Source organism: Phycisphaerae bacterium, assembly GCA_018003015.1.
Lineage (GTDB): Bacteria > Planctomycetota > Phycisphaerae > UBA1845 > PWPN01 > JAGNEZ01.
Map to the genome: position 1 here is coordinate 167,135 of JAGNEZ010000004.1, position 13,912 is coordinate 181,046.

The window sequence follows — 13,912 nt, forward strand, 5'->3', positions numbered from 1 at the left end:
TCCACGATCCGGGTCACACCGGTGGGTGTCTCAACATGTAGACGCCGGGTAGATGCTCTGCGGGCTCCCTGATTCCATGGAGGTATCCTCGTGAAACGCACGCGTACGCTTTGTCTCGTCGTGATGATGATGGTGTTTGGGTGCACGACGGGTGTTCGGGTCGTGGGTGCACCTCCCGTGACGAGACAAGCGGGGGAGATGTCCGCGGTCCCGGGCGTTCATTCTCGGCTTGCGAATCTGCATCTTCGCGCGACGCCCACCTCACGACCTGCGGCGCAGTCGGTGCCCGTCGTCCAGCTTCGCGGTGCCGATGCGGCGGCGCTGGGCACGTCGCACGGCCAGCTACTGGGTAAGACCATCGTCCCGCTGTATCGGGCCTATTTCGGTCGGTACTTTTCAAGTTCGGCCGAGCGGGAGGCTTGTCTGAAGGCGGTCGTTGAGTTCAAGCGTTTCATGCTTCCGGAGCATGTGGATGAAATTCGGGCTCTGGCCTCGGCTACGGAGCTGACCTTCGAGGATCTCATGTTGGCCCAGACGTTCCTGGATCTGACCGAGGCGATGGCTTGCTCGACCATCACCCTCCCCGCGGCGGCTTCGCCGGACGGCGTCGCCCGATTCGGCCGGAACCTCGACTTCGCGTCCTTCGACATCGCGGACAAGAACAGCGTGTTGCTTATGTTCCATCCAAAGGACCGTTACGCGTTCGCCTCGGTGATCTGGCCCGGCATGGTCGGCGTTCTTTCCGGAATGAACGAGCATGGCTTGAGCCTGGCCGTCATGGAGGTCCCGCGCCAGCGTCGCGCACCGGCCGGGATGCCCTACGCCATGCTGTACCGCATGCTGCTTGAGCGGTGCAAGACGGTCGACGAGGCCCTGGGCTTGCTGAAGAAGACGCTCCGCCATTCGGCCAGCAATCTCATGCTGATGGACGCCTCGGGTCATCGAGCGGTAGCGGAAATCACCCCTTCCGCCGTTACCGTACGCCGGGCGCCGGACACTGCGGCCTTGATCAGCACCAATCATCATCGCGGCACGGATCTGGACACTGCGGGGCGATGCGATCGCTTCGATGCGCTCCACGACATCGCTCGCCAGGAGTTCGGGCGCATCAGCGAGGCATATCTCGAGCAGTTTCTCGGCTGTGCGGCCGCTTGGGGGAACGCCACCATCCAGTCAATGATCTTCGAACCGGTCAACAGGCTCATGTACGTGGCGGTCGGCGCCGGGGCTCCGACGCGCGGCTACGTGGCCATCGATCTCAAGCCCTGTTTCCGCCAGGGAACGCGTGCTTCCGTTGAAGAGCGATAGTGGCAGCGTGACCCGATGTCGATCGCTCGGCTCATGTCATGATGTGGGAAACCAGGATCCGGCAGCCGATGAGGATCAGGATGATCCCGCCGAGGATGTCGGCGAATCGACTCCAGCGGCCGAGGACCCGGGCCCCAAAGGTCATTCCCACGCAGGTGAGCAGGGCGGTCACGGCTCCGATCACGACCGATGGAAGCCAGATAGAGATTCGCAGGAAGGCCAGACTCAGGCCGACGGCGAAGGCATCGATGCTGGTGGCCACGGAGAGGGAGACCAGCAGCCAGCCTTTGGTCGGATTGGCCTTGTTTCTCGCCTCCTGGTGACGCCAAGCCTCGTAGAGCATCTTCCCGCCGATGGTCCACAACAACGCGGCGGCGATCCAGTGGTCGACGGAGGCAATATGGGCGGCCACGGTCGAGCCAATCCACCATCCCAGGATCGGCATGAGGAACTGGAACAAGCCGAAATGCCAGCCGAGGCGGAAGACCTCGCGCGGTGTTACTCTCCCCAACTGCATGCCGGCCGCGATGGCCACCGCGAAGGCGTCCATCGAGAGTCCGAGGGCAATTCCCAGAATGTTCAACCAGCTCAAGAACGACCTTCCCGAAGGGGTGCTTGCCTATGATCACCTGGCCCCGGCGACTCGCTGGTCGGCCGCAGGTGGTCAGAGACGACGTCGCCCGCGTGCTCCGGCAACACCGGAACGGAGGTATGATAGCAGCGAGTGCTATCAAACACGATGGCGCGTACTGATGGATCGTTGGTCGATTACGGGCTATACTGGCTTCTGCAGATCCAGGAGTGCCGCCCGATGTCGAGTATGATCCAGTGTTACGGGGTGCAGTTTTCGCGAGGGAGGCCGGTCTCGGGTCTGGCCATGGTGGTCCTGTCGTGCTTCCCCCTCGTTGCCCAGGCCCAGCCGATCAAGGGGCTGATCCACAACGAGGATGAGACCGACTTCTTCTGGCGGGTATCCCTTGTCGAGGGCAAGGCGGGCGATGCCGTTGATGAATACGTGGACGTCATGGCTCGGGCCGGCGTCAGGACATTCCTGTGCAACACCAACGCCCGGCGAACGCACTATCGAAGCCGTGTCTGGGATGCCTATTGGGACGGCTATGATCCGAACGGGCCGGACGATCAGCCGTTTCTCGCTCCGATGCCACGCGAGGAGGTGAGCGCGTACCGCAAGGGGGTCAACAACATGCTGGCCGTGCACAAGGAGGGGATCGACTATCCGGCCAGGGTCGTTGCCCGGTGCCGCCACAACGGGATGTCGCCGTGGATCAGCCTGCGGATGAATGACTGTCACAACAATGACATTCCCGACCACCCGTTCCACGGGGTGTTCTGGCGGAAGAACCCGCAGTATCGTAGGCAGGGCGTCTCGGGCTACTTCGCGACCTGCCTGGACTACGCCCGCCAGGAAGTCCGAGACTACTTCCGGTCGCTGATCGTCGAGTCGCTGGACCGCTACGACATTGACGGTCTCGAGTTGGACTTCATGCGCGAGCCGTACCTGTTCAGCGCGGGCAAGGAGGAGGAAGGGGCGAAGATCCTGACTGCATGGATGCGGGAGATCCACAAGCTGACCGTCGAGGCGGCGGGAAGGCGAGGTCATCCCGTGCGGCTGGGCGTTCGCGTCCCGTCCCGGCCAGAGGTGGCCCTGGGGTGGGGGCTGGACGCGGTCACGTGGGCCAGGGAAGGGCTGATTGAGCTTCTGGTCGTGACCCCGCGATGGGCGACGATCGAGTTCGACATGCCGATCCAGCGATGGAGGCAAATGCTGGTCGGTTCGAGGGTCACGCTGGCCGGCGGGCTGGAGGTCCTGTATCGGCCATGCCCGGACGGGCCGGCTGTTCAGGCGACGCCGGAGCAGGCGATTGGTGCGGCCTATTCGGTCCTCTCTCGAGGGGCGGATGCCGTCTATCTCTTCAACTACTTCCAGAAGAGCACCGCGTGGCCCCACCCGACCTACCTGAGCACGCTCAAGGCGATGAACTCGCTCGACACGCTCGGGGGCCTTCCTCGATGCGTCGGAGTGACCTACAGGGACATCACCGGCCCGGGCGAGCACTACCGGCCGCCGCTCCCGGCCACAGGCAGGGAACTCGCGTTCACGATCGAGCTGGGCCCCGTTCGTCCCCAGGAGTGGCCTTGCGAGCTGCTGATCGGCCTCGCCCCCTCACCCGACGCCTCGGTGGCCGTTCCAACCGTCCAGGTGAACGGCCAGGCGTGCGCCGTTCGAGATGACACCACCAGAGACGGTCTTCGTCTGGTTACGTTCAGGGGCCCACCCGCCGCGGTATCCGAAACAGGGTCTTGCGTGATCAAGATCGCCGGCGGCAATTCGGACGCGTTGACCATCCGGCGGATTGAGGCGTCGTGGGTGCAGGCTCGCAATGGAGTGCGTGGAAGGTGAATTCCTGCCGGTAGAAGCCGGCCACGCGATCGAAGGAGGGCTCTGATGCGATCAAGCCAGTGGGGACATCCTGTCCCGTCAAGCAGTACGGGGAAGTAGAAGGCTCGCCCAGGGCGATCCGGCCGCAGAGTTGGACGGGAGGTGCAGCGGTCACCGTTTCGGCGTCACAAGACCTGTGACGGCGATTTCGGTCACGGGCCACTCTCGACGAGCGGACTGACGCCGCTATGATCTGGGCCATGACGGACGACGGCACAGCCATCACGGTGCAGCGAGCGGCCTTCGAGGACGCGCTGACGAACGCCACGGCCTCGTTGGGGCTGGCCATCGATGACGCTCAGCGGGAGAAAATGTGGACCCACTTCCAGTTGGTCGTGGAAACGAACCGCAGATTTAACCTGACCCGGATCTGCGCACCGACGGACGCCGCCGTGAAGCACTACGCCGATTCCCTGGCTCTGCTGGCCGTATCCGGTATCGATCCGGCTCGCCCGTGGCGGGTTCTGGACGTAGGCACCGGGGCGGGGTTTCCAGCCATCCCCCTGGCCATTGTGTGCGATGCCTGGCGACTGACGGCCATCGACGGGACGGGTAAGAAGGCCCGCTTCGTGGTCGACGCGATCGCCGGCCTCGGACTCGCCAATGTGCAGGCTCGCCAGGCTCGGGCGGCCGAACTGGCCAAGGTGGGCGGCGACAGTTTCGATCTGGTCCTGCTCCGTGCGGTGGGTAAGCTCGCCGAGGGGCTCGTCGAGGTTCGCTCGCTCGCCAAGATCGGGGCGGAGGTTGTGTTCTACAAGACGGCGAACATCAGCGATGAAGAGTTGGCCGAAGGTCTGAACGCGGCCGACGCGCTGGGTTTCCGCGCCCTGCCGCTCGCGGACGTCGTGTTGACGTCGGGGAATGGCCCGCTGCATCGACGGTTTGTGCGATACCGGCGGCTCCCCAGCCAGCATTCGAGACGACGGGGGTGGAAAGCGAGATGAGTCGGAAGGGTGTTCTGCAGAACGAAGGGACTCGGCAGTCGACGGCGCGGGTCGCCGACGGCCGAAAACGGACGGCGGGGCTTCTGCTATGAACGACAACAGCCAAATCACTGAACTGTTCGGCGTCCCGAAGGCCATGGTTGCCATGATTCACGTTCAGGCACTGCCGGGTACGCCGCTGGCCCGGTTCCCGGTCTCCCAGATCGTCGAACAAGCCATGGCCGAGGCTCGGTTGCTCTCCCATGCCGGTTTCGACGCGATCATGATCGAGAACATGCACGACCGGCCTTACCTGCGACAGGCGGTCGGGCCGGAGATCGTGGCCGGCATGACCGCCGTGCTGCAGGCCGTGCGCGAAACGGTGAGTCTACCGATCGGCGTGCAAGTGCTGGCGGGCGCGAATCGCGAGGCCCTCGCGGTGGCGATGGCCGGTGGGGCGACGTTCATTCGGGCGGAAAACTTCGTCTTCGCCCACGTGGCCGATGAGGGGTTCATGCCCGAGGCCGACGCGGCCCGGCTGCTGCGGTACCGGCGGGAGATTGGCGCCGAGCACATCCGCGTTTTTGCCGACGTCAAGAAGAAGCACTCCAGCCACGCCATGACCGCGGATGTCGATCTGGCCGAGACCGCTCGTGCGGCGGCATTCTTCGGAGCCGATGGCATCATCGTCACGGGAACCGCCACCGGTCAGGCCGCCTCGCTGGCCGATGTTCGCGAGCTCAGTGCGGTCGTGGGGCTACCGGTTGCCGTGGGTTCAGGACTCACCCCGGACAACCTCGGTGGATACTGGGATTTCGCCGACGTGTTCATCGTCGGCTCGTTCATCAAGCAGGACGGCCAATGGCATCAGCCGCCCGATCCCGATCGTGTCGCAGCGATGATCAGGGCGGCGCAGCGGCTGACCGGCGGGAGAGCGTGCTGAAACACACATGCTGACTGACCAGCCGGGATCCCCGTTAGATGCATCTCTGGCAGGGGCTTGCAGGAGGCGGCCGGCCAACGACGCCGAACACATATACCTCTTAAAGGTGGTCTCGACTGATCCGGATCTCTCGCGGCGGTACGTCGCGGGCAAGTATCGGCCATGCAGCGACGAGGCGGACCATGCGGCCGGAGCTGAAAAAGGACACCTTGGCCGAGAAAGGTGTCCGGGCCCATCGCGGGTGTCATTCCTTACCTCGCTGCGAGGCCATCTTGAGTTCCCGGGCGAGATCGTCAAGCGTGCCCTGTGCCCGGCGCCAGCGGAATAACCACCAGATGCCACCAACGGCCATGAAGCTGATGATCATCGGCCCTATGCCCACGCGCAAGGTCTGGCTGAGACCCGGCCCCGGAGGCGTGATGATCGCGGTGACGTGGGCGGCTTGACAGCGCAGCGGGGTGGGATGCTCGGGTGCCGGCCGCTCCTTCAGCTTCAGGAGTTGCTCGAGTAGCGTCCCGCGCTGCCGCTGGAGCTGCAGGACCCGCGAGCTGCTTTGCCGCTGCGATTCCTGCACTGCCAGCAGGCCGACGATCTCGGCGATTCCGCCGATCATGGCCGTCTCGAGCTCAGACGCCCTCAGCTGGTTCTCCTCGTGCCGAAGACGCAGGCCTCCCAGTTGCTCTTCGTGTTTCGCCCGGAGATCCTGCAATGCGTGCTCGCGCAGTTGCGACTGGATTTCACCGCGCTGGCTGCTGACCCGATCACGCAGGCTGGCAACCATCTTGACCGTGGCCGCCAGCTGGGCGTTTTCGTTCTGCTGGACCAGTCGTGCCGCCGCCTGGGCCTTGTCCATGGCCTCCAGGGCCGGTTGAATCTGCTGGCTGAGATTGCGGTGCAGAATGATCCGTTTGGTGGGCTCGTCTCCCCCTTCCTTGATGGTGGTCAGGGCGACCTGGATCCGGGCACGGGCCTTGTCCCCCTCTTGCAGGAAGTCCTTGGCGGCCATCTCGAGCGCCGCCTGGCACACCGGGGCGTCGAACGCTGGGCCCGCCGCCTCCAGATCCTCCTTCTTGCTCCTCCAGGCATCGGCCAGCTCGCCGGTTGTCGTCGTCCAGGCCTGCAGTGCCTCCCGGATAGTCTGAAGCTGCTTGCGGACGTCCGGGTCGGAATCGGCCGGGACAGCGCCGCCCAGCCCTCCGGCCTTCTCGTCAACCGCGGACTTGGCGATTTCCAGTCGCTCCATACTTGTGTCGAGCAGTTCGCGCAGGAGTTCGGCGAGCCGGCCTTGCCGCTGGTTGAAGGCCGTGGTATCCGCTTCGAGCCGCCGGAGAGCCTGGGCGCCCTCGTGGCTCGGCAGCGTGGCCGGCATCGTCGTCAGGGTGACCTGGTCGGCCGTCGGCGGCGGCTGCTTGAGTTGAACGGCGATCTCCTTGAGTCGGGCGGCGTTTTTTTGTCGCTCGGTCAGGGTCTGCTGGAGCGCGACCAGGAGGTCGGCCACACGGTGGGGTTGCGAAGCAGCCGGCTGGGACGCCGCAGCCAGCTGCCGATCACAATCGTCGATCAGACGACGCAGCCGGGCGTTCTCTGCCGCCACGGCCGGATCGATCGCGGGCCTGCTGGCCAGCTGGGAGTTGACCCGATCCACGATGTCCCGGGCAACACGGTCGACCGCCGCTACACCGGCCGTCGGGTTCTCGGCTTCCAGAGATAGCGTGAAGGTCCCTTGTTTCAGATCAACCTGACTGGTCCATCTTCCATCCGTTCGAGCGTGGTCGCTCGCTCGGGCGATCGCCTGGCATCGCGTCAGCGTATCGGCGTCCTGAGGTGAGCCGATGATCGTGCCGCTGATGCGATAGGCCGGTGCGGCCGCGAGACCCGCCGAGATGAGCAGGATCAGGGTGCTCAGGAGCAGCGTGCCGCCGGCGAAAAAGACCACCATTCGCGGAGTGATATCGGTTCGATCCCCGAGCTTTGCATGACGAGCCATGCCATCAGTCTATAGGTCGCCGGAACCGTGTACAAGCGACGACAATGAAGCGGCGAGACCGCGGGCCAGGCGGCGGTGTAGTCAGGTCAGGGGTCTGAAGAGACCTCGTGGCGCGCGTCCGAGAGGAGGTGCCTCATGGACGGCGAAGCGGTCGCGTCTCGATCAAGCGAGCGGCGAGGCTTGTGGATCTGGTCGGCGGGAGCGGGCATTCTTTCCGGCGGACTGATGGCGGCCTGTGATGAGCCGGTCCACTTCCACCAAGCGGGCCGGGTTGCCTTGGTACCCTGGTTCGCGGCCATGTCACGCGTCACTGCCGGTGCGGCCTGGCTGTACGGCGCGCTGCTGGGTGTGATCTTCTATCGCATCAGCCTCGGCTGGCAGGTCGATCTGGCCGGTCGGAGGGTTTGGCAGCCATGGTCGTGTTCGCCGTTTGGATGGGCCGGTCGTTCCGAGTCGCTCGGTTGCTGGCGGATCGGTTCGATTCAGCGGCGATGTGGTGAGCTCTCGAGCTGCCATTTGTCGGTCAAAAGGTTCTACGCTGCAAGGGGCTGACCCGATACCGGTTCGCCTACGCGGCTTTCCGCTAGTCGCAGTCGCCAGGTGCGTGGTGTGACCGGATGGTGGCGGTGGGGGATCTACGTGTTGTCGCTGTTTGTGGGATGGCTCGAAGAAACGGGCCGCCGCGTGACCCGCACCATCTCGCCCTTGTCCTCCATCACGCTGCCGTCGGGATTGAGCGTTCGTTCGGTCACCCTCATCCGGTCATCGCTGACCCGCTCGGTGATCCGCGTGCTCTTGTGGCCGCTGTGCCATTCCCAGGCGACAGTCTCCTTGCCCTTGTCGCGCGTCCCCTTGCCTTGAGCCACGCACCGCAGGTTGTCGAACAGAAAGCCGATCACCTCGCCGGTTTGCTGGTCGATCGTGTATACCTCGAGTGACTGGTAGCCCGAACGCCGGAATCGCTCGATTTCCTCGTCGGTGGCGTGCATGTGCTTCTTGAGGTAGTCGGGGTTCAACTCGGTGATCTTGGCGTCGCCGCGGCAGATCAGGAATTGACCGCCGAGGGCCAACTCGATGTGGGCCGTGCCGGAGCCTTTTCCACTGTCGGATGTGCCGGCTCCCTCCCAGTCGCCGACCATCCACTTCGTCCAATCGTCCGTTAAGGGGAGAGGCATGAACATGGTTTTTCGAACCTCCGTATCAGTGTCTTTCTTCGAGTCCGTGTCAGGCAGGGCGAGGGCTGCCGCCGCGGTCCACAGCAGTAGTGATCGGCTTTTCATGGGAGCACCAGCGCCTTGCCGCCTTGTTTGAACGCCCTGAAGATGCCCACGGAACAAACCTCTCGTTTTTATCTCACCGTCTCGAAAGCATCCGTCTGGAAACTCTCGCCGCCGCAGTAGATGCACCGTGGGTGCTTCCGGCTGAGCGTTCGCCCGCACCGTTGGCATCGTTGGGTCTGGTGGGCAGTGAGCTTGCCATCCAGACGGCCGTCGCGAAGATCGAGTTCCTTCACCTTATCGACCAGATGGCTGTCCTCGAGTCCGTGCTGGGCCCGAACGAGTTCCCACAGGGCCCGGTTGATCAGCAACAGACGATCGACATCCGCCTCCAGTTGACGAATCCGGATGGATGCATCCGCTGCTCGGTGTCTGGCGCAGGCTGCGTCGGCGGGGGCTTGTGACATCGGCGATTGCTGCGCCCACCACAACATCTCAAACATGGTAGCTCCCTCGGTTGCTATCGATCGCGTCGGACGGCATGATGGGAATCGATCTGATTCCTCCCGCCCATTGTACCCCAGCCGAGGCAGGCCTGCATCCCGCGGAGGCAGTTGGCCGGAGAAGTTGGTACAATGGACCACGGTTGCTGCACGACGTTGCTGTGACGTGGCACGGAGGAAGCTCGGTGTCCGAACCGCCGATACGCCAGCCTGAAGAAGATTACGGCCGCCTGGCGTCGCCCGATCCGATCGTGCCGCGCGGGACGGAGGGGGACGAACTGATCCGGTGGTGGCGGCCAGGGTGGGGTGAACTGGTTCGTTACGTGGGGTACCGATGGGTGTATCTGGTGCCGGCGGTTGTCCTGCTGATCCTCGGATTGGCCAGTCTGTTCTTCACACCCGTGGCGGGTTCACTCGCCTTCCTGGGCGTCAAGATGATCGGGGTGGGCGTCGCGGTGGCCGTTTCCCTGACTGTCTATGTCGTTCGGGTGGCGGTGCAGGCCCGAACCGAGCCCTTCTGCATCTTCTGCGGCTACGACCTGACCGGTTTGCCCGACCACTATCGCTGCCCGGAGTGCGGCCGTCAGTACACCTGGGAACTCATCGCCGAATACCGGCGCGACCCTCAGTCGTTCATCCACCGCTGGAAGGCGCTGCGGAAGCTGCCGGAGTCCTATCCGCCATTCGCGGCCGGCGCGGTCCCACGCCGGCGCCGGGCCAAGGATGGCACGGAGTGATGCCGAGGTGGTGCCGGGCAGCCGCGTCCAGCGAGGGTCAGCCCCTCTCCGGTTCGATCACCACCGCCGTTCCGTAGCAGAGCACTTCCGTGGCACTGAACTTGCTCGCCACCTCGGAAGCGTCAAACCGGAGCCCCACCACGGCGTTGGCCCCCAAGGCGATCGCGTGGTCCACGAGAAGCTCGTAGGCCTGCTGGCGAGCTTGCTCGCACATCTCGGTGTAGGCCCCGATTCGCCCGCCGACGATCGACTTGAGTCCGCCGAGAATGCCCTGCGAGATCGTGGGTGCGCGAACGGTAATGCCGCGCACAACACCCAGGTACCGGCTGATCCGATAGCCTTCAACGCTGAACGTTGTTGTCGTGGGAATCGACATGGCGAATGCTCCTGATACAACTTCACTGGGCCCGCATCACTCCACGGCGATGGGGCCGCCAGAGGTCTTCTATGGCTTGCCTGCCGGTCTGCCGGCCGGTGGCCACGAGGCCCGAAGCTCGTCCTTGTATAGCCCGATCTTCTCCACCGGGATCTGCTTGAATCCCAGCTTGAACGCCGGTGAGTCGTCCTTGAGCCGGAAATCGCCCTTGGCCGGGTCAACAAAGTGCGGGTCCTGGTCCACCAGGTTGTCCTTCACGGTCACGACCTTGTCGGTCAAGCCGTCGAGAAGGTCAAGCCATCGGCCGCCGGTCGAGATGTTGCGAACCACCGCGTTGTACTTGGCCAGGGCGGGTTCATCCTGGTAGAGGGTCAGTAGCTCGGGGTACCGCGTGCTCCAGGGCGGATCCTGGTAGGGCACCTGTTTGAGCCGCTCAACCAGCGTATTGTCGGTCTGGTCAAAGTAATACTTCGCCCAGCCCAGGCCGCGTGAATCGACGTGGACGGCCGGCTTGCAGTCGACGAAAACGTTGTTCTCCACGGTGTTGTTTCGCCCGCCGCCCACGAGGATGCCTCGCCCTCCGCGGTAGCAGATGTTGCCGAACACGGTCGTGCCGCTGGCCCAGTCGTCGAGGTAGATCGACTGCACGCCCACGTTGCCGGAAAACCTGCCGACGTGGTGGAAGTAGTTGTACCGGATGAGATTGCCGCGCCAGGTCCAGTCCCGCCCCATGTAGAACGCGCCGGCATCGTCGGTATCCATGCAGACGGTGTGGATCTCGTTGAGCTCGATGAGGTGTTCGTTGCCACTGAGGCCCAGAGCCATGTGCGGGGCGTCATGGATGAGGTTGTTGGCGATGCGGTTGCCGACGCCCGAGGTGCTGACGGCCGTGCGATAAGTCTTGCTGGTCCGGCTGTAGTCGTAAATGTGATTGTTGACCGCATAGTGCATGCCCGGGGCGAGCGTCTTTCGGTCGCCGCCGTTGAGGGTGATGCCCCCGTCGCCGGTGTCGTGGATGTCGCAGCCGACCACGCCGTTCTCCGTGCCGCCGGAGATGGTCACCGCCTGGCCGCCCAGGTTCCGCAGCGTGCAGCCGGCAACGAGGTTGCACGAGCCATCCTTCACGGTGATGGCCGTGCCCCGGCTGAACTCCAGGCGCAGGCCGCGGATGGTGATGTAAGAAACACTGCTCAGGGTGACGATGCGCTCGGTGACGGATACGAACGCCTTCGCCGAGTCGATCGCCGCCGGCGGCCAGAAGTAGAGGATGCCCGCACCGCGGTCGAGGTACCATTCGCCGGGCGAGTCGAGTTCGGCCAGCAGATTCAGTGCACAGTAGCGCTGGCCCGTGCGGTAGCCGTAGTGATGGTAGGGGGGCACGGTCGAGATGATGCGCTTCTCGGTGTCGATCGAATCCACCTTCTCGTAAGCGTCGGCCCAGTCCCAGAACCAGTAGCCCAGCAGCCTGATGTCCGGTTCCCCCTTCCAGCGACTCGGGCGGTCGCCCTCGTAGGTGAACTTGCCGATCTTGTCGCCTTTGTGGCCGTGAATCTGCGTGGGCTCACCGCCGACCACGTTGACGATCCGCACGAAACCCTCGTTCGGCCAGCGGGCCAGGGTCATGGGCTTGTCCTGGAAGAACAGCTCGAACCGCTGGCCCGCTTTCACCACTTCACCGAAGTCGCTGACACCCAGGGCTTTCACGTCCGCCTGGTAGACCTGGTCCTTGGCCGCCGGGTCGAGCCGGGCAAGAACGGCTCCGTCCGTGACTCTCCTGAAGCCGGTCACCTCGCGCCCGCCGATCAGTCGAGCCTGTTCGCTCTGCCAGGCGCGGTAGGTGATTGGCGCGTCCTTGCTGCCGCTGTCGACCGCGGTGAGCTCGAACGGCCGGGAGAGAGCATGCACCCCGCCCCGCAGAAACACGTTGACCGGCCCCGCTGGCAACGTGTTGTCCTTCTTCAGGCGGCGGATCTCATCGCGGGCTCGTTCCAGTGTGGCGTACGGGCCGTCCCGGCCGTCACCGGTCGGAGCGGCCAGCCTGCCGCTCCAGCCGTCGTTGCCGCCCGTGGCGACGAACAGGTCGAAACCGAGAACCGGGGATGTCGACAGCATCATGACCAGGGTGAGCAAGGAGGGTCGCATCGCAGGGCTCCTTCAAGGGTAGACACGTGCTCACCGGTTTAATCGGGTTTTCACTGCCATGCAAGGGGTGCCGGGTGCTCGCCAGGGTGATCGAGTAGAATCGGGGTCCAGCCGCACGAGACGGGGCGGTTGCCCAGGAGACCTGAGAATGCCATCGGATACTGCCGAGTGCCAGGAGAAACGTGGACGCGTTGTCGAGTACCTCGACAGTCATTGCCTGGACGCCGTCGTCCTCACGCGGCGGTGCAATTTCGCCTGGTTCACGGGGGGAGGTCTGAACCATGTGGGCACGGGCGGGGAAGTGGGCGCAGCCTCGCTGGTGATCAGTCGTCCGAAGCGGACGGTGTGTGTGACCAGCTGGATCGAAGAGCGGCGGGTTCTCGACGAGGAGCTGAGCGTACTCGGATTCGCGGTTCATGCCTGCCCTTGGCACGATCCGGAGTCGGCAGCACGTTTGTGGCGAGTTGTGCTGGGTGACCTGCGGGCGGCATGCGACGTGCGAGTAGCCGGCTTGCCGGAGACCGTTGCCCTCCTCGGAGGTGATTTCGATTGCCTCCGCTGGTCGCTGACGGATGGGGAAACGGCGAGGATCCACGCCTTGGCTCGGGAGACGGCCGCGTGCCTGGAGGAGACTTGTCGGCGGGCTCGTCGCGGCATGACCGAGCACCAACTGGCCGGCAGACTGGCCGGTTCGCTGCTCGAGCGGGGGATCCGGGTGCCAACCCTCCTGGCCGCGGCCGACGACCGCGCTGCCCGCTATCGGCATCCGATTCCGACGACCGCCAGGTTCGACCGGTACGGCTTGGTCGCCGTCGGGGCCGAACGCGGGGGCCTCATCGTCTCGTGCACCCGGTTGTTCTCGTTCGGGCCCATCGATGAGGATCTGCGCCGCCGTCACGAATCGGTGTGTCGGGTGGATGCGGCCATGATCGGAGCTACCCGCCCATGCAGCACGCTCGGAGAGGTCTTCGCGGTCGCCCAGCGGATGTACGCGGAGACGGGATTCCCGGACGAGTGGCGGCGGCATCATCAAGGCGGCTCGACCGGCTACCTTCCTCGCGAGGTCAAGGCCGTTCCGGGCGATACCACTCCCGTGTTGTCTGGCCAGGCCTTCGCCTGGAATCCCTCCATCGCCGGAACCAAGAGCGAGGACACGATCCTCACCGACCTGCTGGAGAGCGAGATCCTGACCGCCACCGGAGCATGGCCGACCACGTCGTATCCCGGCGGAGGAAAGACGTATCCACGCTGCGATATCATGGAACTCTGAAGAGCGGCAGGGGTCTCGGCTGGAAGAGAATCCACCAGGTGCGGC

The 13,912-nt window shown here is 64.6% G+C and carries 13 protein-coding genes; 7 read left to right on the top strand and 6 right to left on the bottom strand.

Annotated elements, in window-relative coordinates; genetic code table 11:
- The first annotated feature begins 90 nt into the window (after positions 1 to 90).
- Positions 91 to 1,308 carry a hypothetical protein gene (locus KA354_03255; GenBank protein MBP7933646.1) on the top strand — a complete coding sequence of 406 codons (1,218 nt, stop codon included), beginning with the start codon at positions 91 to 93 and terminating at the stop codon, positions 1,306 to 1,308.
- Positions 1,309 to 1,339: 31 nt separating this feature from the next.
- On the opposite strand, the gene KA354_03260 is transcribed toward KA354_03255, so the two are convergent.
- Entirely contained in the window at positions 1,340 to 1,900 is a 561-nt protein-coding gene (locus KA354_03260) for a manganese efflux pump (GenBank protein ID MBP7933647.1), read from the bottom strand.
- Positions 1,901 to 2,119: 219 nt separating this feature from the next.
- Between KA354_03260 and KA354_03265 the strand changes: the two genes are divergently transcribed.
- From KA354_03265 to KA354_03275, 3 genes are all read left to right on the top strand, one after another.
- A complete protein-coding gene (locus tag KA354_03265; protein ID MBP7933648.1) occupies positions 2,120 to 3,730 on the top strand; it encodes a hypothetical protein in 1,611 nt (536 codons plus the stop codon).
- 239 nt (positions 3,731 to 3,969) lie between these two features.
- Complete coding sequence (gene rsmG / locus KA354_03270) at positions 3,970 to 4,713, top strand: 16S rRNA (guanine(527)-N(7))-methyltransferase RsmG (GenBank protein MBP7933649.1); 744 nt, start codon at positions 3,970 to 3,972, stop codon at positions 4,711 to 4,713.
- 88 nt (positions 4,714 to 4,801) lie between these two features.
- Positions 4,802 to 5,635 (top strand): BtpA/SgcQ family protein, encoded by an 834-nt coding sequence (locus KA354_03275; protein ID MBP7933650.1) that lies wholly within the window; start codon positions 4,802 to 4,804, stop codon positions 5,633 to 5,635.
- 244 nt (positions 5,636 to 5,879) lie between these two features.
- Here the strand turns inward: KA354_03275 and KA354_03280 are convergent, their stop codons facing one another.
- Complete coding sequence (locus tag KA354_03280; GenBank protein MBP7933651.1) at positions 5,880 to 7,622, bottom strand: hypothetical protein; 1,743 nt, start codon at positions 7,620 to 7,622, stop codon at positions 5,880 to 5,882.
- 135 nt (positions 7,623 to 7,757) lie between these two features.
- On the opposite strand from KA354_03280, the gene KA354_03285 reads away from it, so the two are divergent.
- Positions 7,758 to 8,174 (top strand): hypothetical protein, encoded by a 417-nt coding sequence (locus KA354_03285; protein MBP7933652.1) that lies wholly within the window; start codon positions 7,758 to 7,760, stop codon positions 8,172 to 8,174.
- Between the two features lie 83 nt (positions 8,175 to 8,257).
- On the opposite strand, the gene KA354_03290 is transcribed toward KA354_03285, so the two are convergent.
- Both KA354_03290 and KA354_03295 read right to left on the bottom strand, forming a co-directional pair.
- The gene (locus KA354_03290) at positions 8,258 to 8,902 is read right to left on the bottom strand and encodes a hypothetical protein (GenBank protein ID MBP7933653.1); all 645 of its coding nucleotides are present in this window, start codon (positions 8,900 to 8,902) and stop codon (positions 8,258 to 8,260) included.
- A 68-nt stretch (positions 8,903 to 8,970) separates the two neighbouring features.
- Complete coding sequence (locus KA354_03295; protein ID MBP7933654.1) at positions 8,971 to 9,342, bottom strand: hypothetical protein; 372 nt, start codon at positions 9,340 to 9,342, stop codon at positions 8,971 to 8,973.
- A gap of 185 nt (positions 9,343 to 9,527) precedes the next feature.
- Here KA354_03295 and KA354_03300 point away from each other — a divergent pair, with 185 nt between their 5' ends.
- On the top strand, positions 9,528 to 10,079 hold the full coding sequence (locus tag KA354_03300) for a hypothetical protein (protein MBP7933655.1): 552 nt from the start codon (positions 9,528 to 9,530) through the stop codon (positions 10,077 to 10,079).
- A 37-nt stretch (positions 10,080 to 10,116) separates the two neighbouring features.
- Here the strand turns inward: KA354_03300 and KA354_03305 are convergent, their stop codons facing one another.
- Positions 10,117 to 10,455 (bottom strand): YbjQ family protein, encoded by a 339-nt coding sequence (locus tag KA354_03305; protein ID MBP7933656.1) that lies wholly within the window; start codon positions 10,453 to 10,455, stop codon positions 10,117 to 10,119.
- A gap of 69 nt (positions 10,456 to 10,524) precedes the next feature.
- The gene (locus KA354_03310) at positions 10,525 to 12,597 is read right to left on the bottom strand and encodes a right-handed parallel beta-helix repeat-containing protein (protein ID MBP7933657.1); all 2,073 of its coding nucleotides are present in this window, start codon (positions 12,595 to 12,597) and stop codon (positions 10,525 to 10,527) included.
- A gap of 148 nt (positions 12,598 to 12,745) precedes the next feature.
- Between KA354_03310 and KA354_03315 the strand changes: the two genes are divergently transcribed.
- Positions 12,746 to 13,867 (top strand): M24 family metallopeptidase, encoded by a 1,122-nt coding sequence (locus tag KA354_03315; protein MBP7933658.1) that lies wholly within the window; start codon positions 12,746 to 12,748, stop codon positions 13,865 to 13,867.
- Positions 13,868 to 13,912 lie beyond the last annotated feature (45 nt).

Bases quoted from the DNA above. Each gene is read 5' to 3' on its own strand.
- KA354_03310 (MBP7933657.1), bottom strand. From the start codon at position 12,597: ATGCGACCCTCCTTGCTCACCCTGGTCATGATGCTGTCGACATCCCCG.
- KA354_03305 (MBP7933656.1), bottom strand. From the start codon at position 10,455: ATGTCGATTCCCACGACAACAACGTTCAGCGTTGAAGGCTATCGGATC.
- KA354_03265 (MBP7933648.1), top strand. From the start codon at position 2,120: ATGTCGAGTATGATCCAGTGTTACGGGGTGCAGTTTTCGCGAGGGAGG.
- KA354_03315 (MBP7933658.1), top strand. From the start codon at position 12,746: ATGCCATCGGATACTGCCGAGTGCCAGGAGAAACGTGGACGCGTTGTC.
- KA354_03285 (MBP7933652.1), top strand. From the start codon at position 7,758: ATGGACGGCGAAGCGGTCGCGTCTCGATCAAGCGAGCGGCGAGGCTTG.
- KA354_03275 (MBP7933650.1), top strand. From the start codon at position 4,802: ATGAACGACAACAGCCAAATCACTGAACTGTTCGGCGTCCCGAAGGCC.
- KA354_03295 (MBP7933654.1), bottom strand. From the start codon at position 9,342: ATGTTTGAGATGTTGTGGTGGGCGCAGCAATCGCCGATGTCACAAGCC.
- rsmG (MBP7933649.1), top strand. From the start codon at position 3,970: ATGACGGACGACGGCACAGCCATCACGGTGCAGCGAGCGGCCTTCGAG.
- KA354_03290 (MBP7933653.1), bottom strand. From the start codon at position 8,902: ATGAAAAGCCGATCACTACTGCTGTGGACCGCGGCGGCAGCCCTCGCC.
- KA354_03280 (MBP7933651.1), bottom strand. From the start codon at position 7,622: ATGGCTCGTCATGCAAAGCTCGGGGATCGAACCGATATCACTCCGCGA.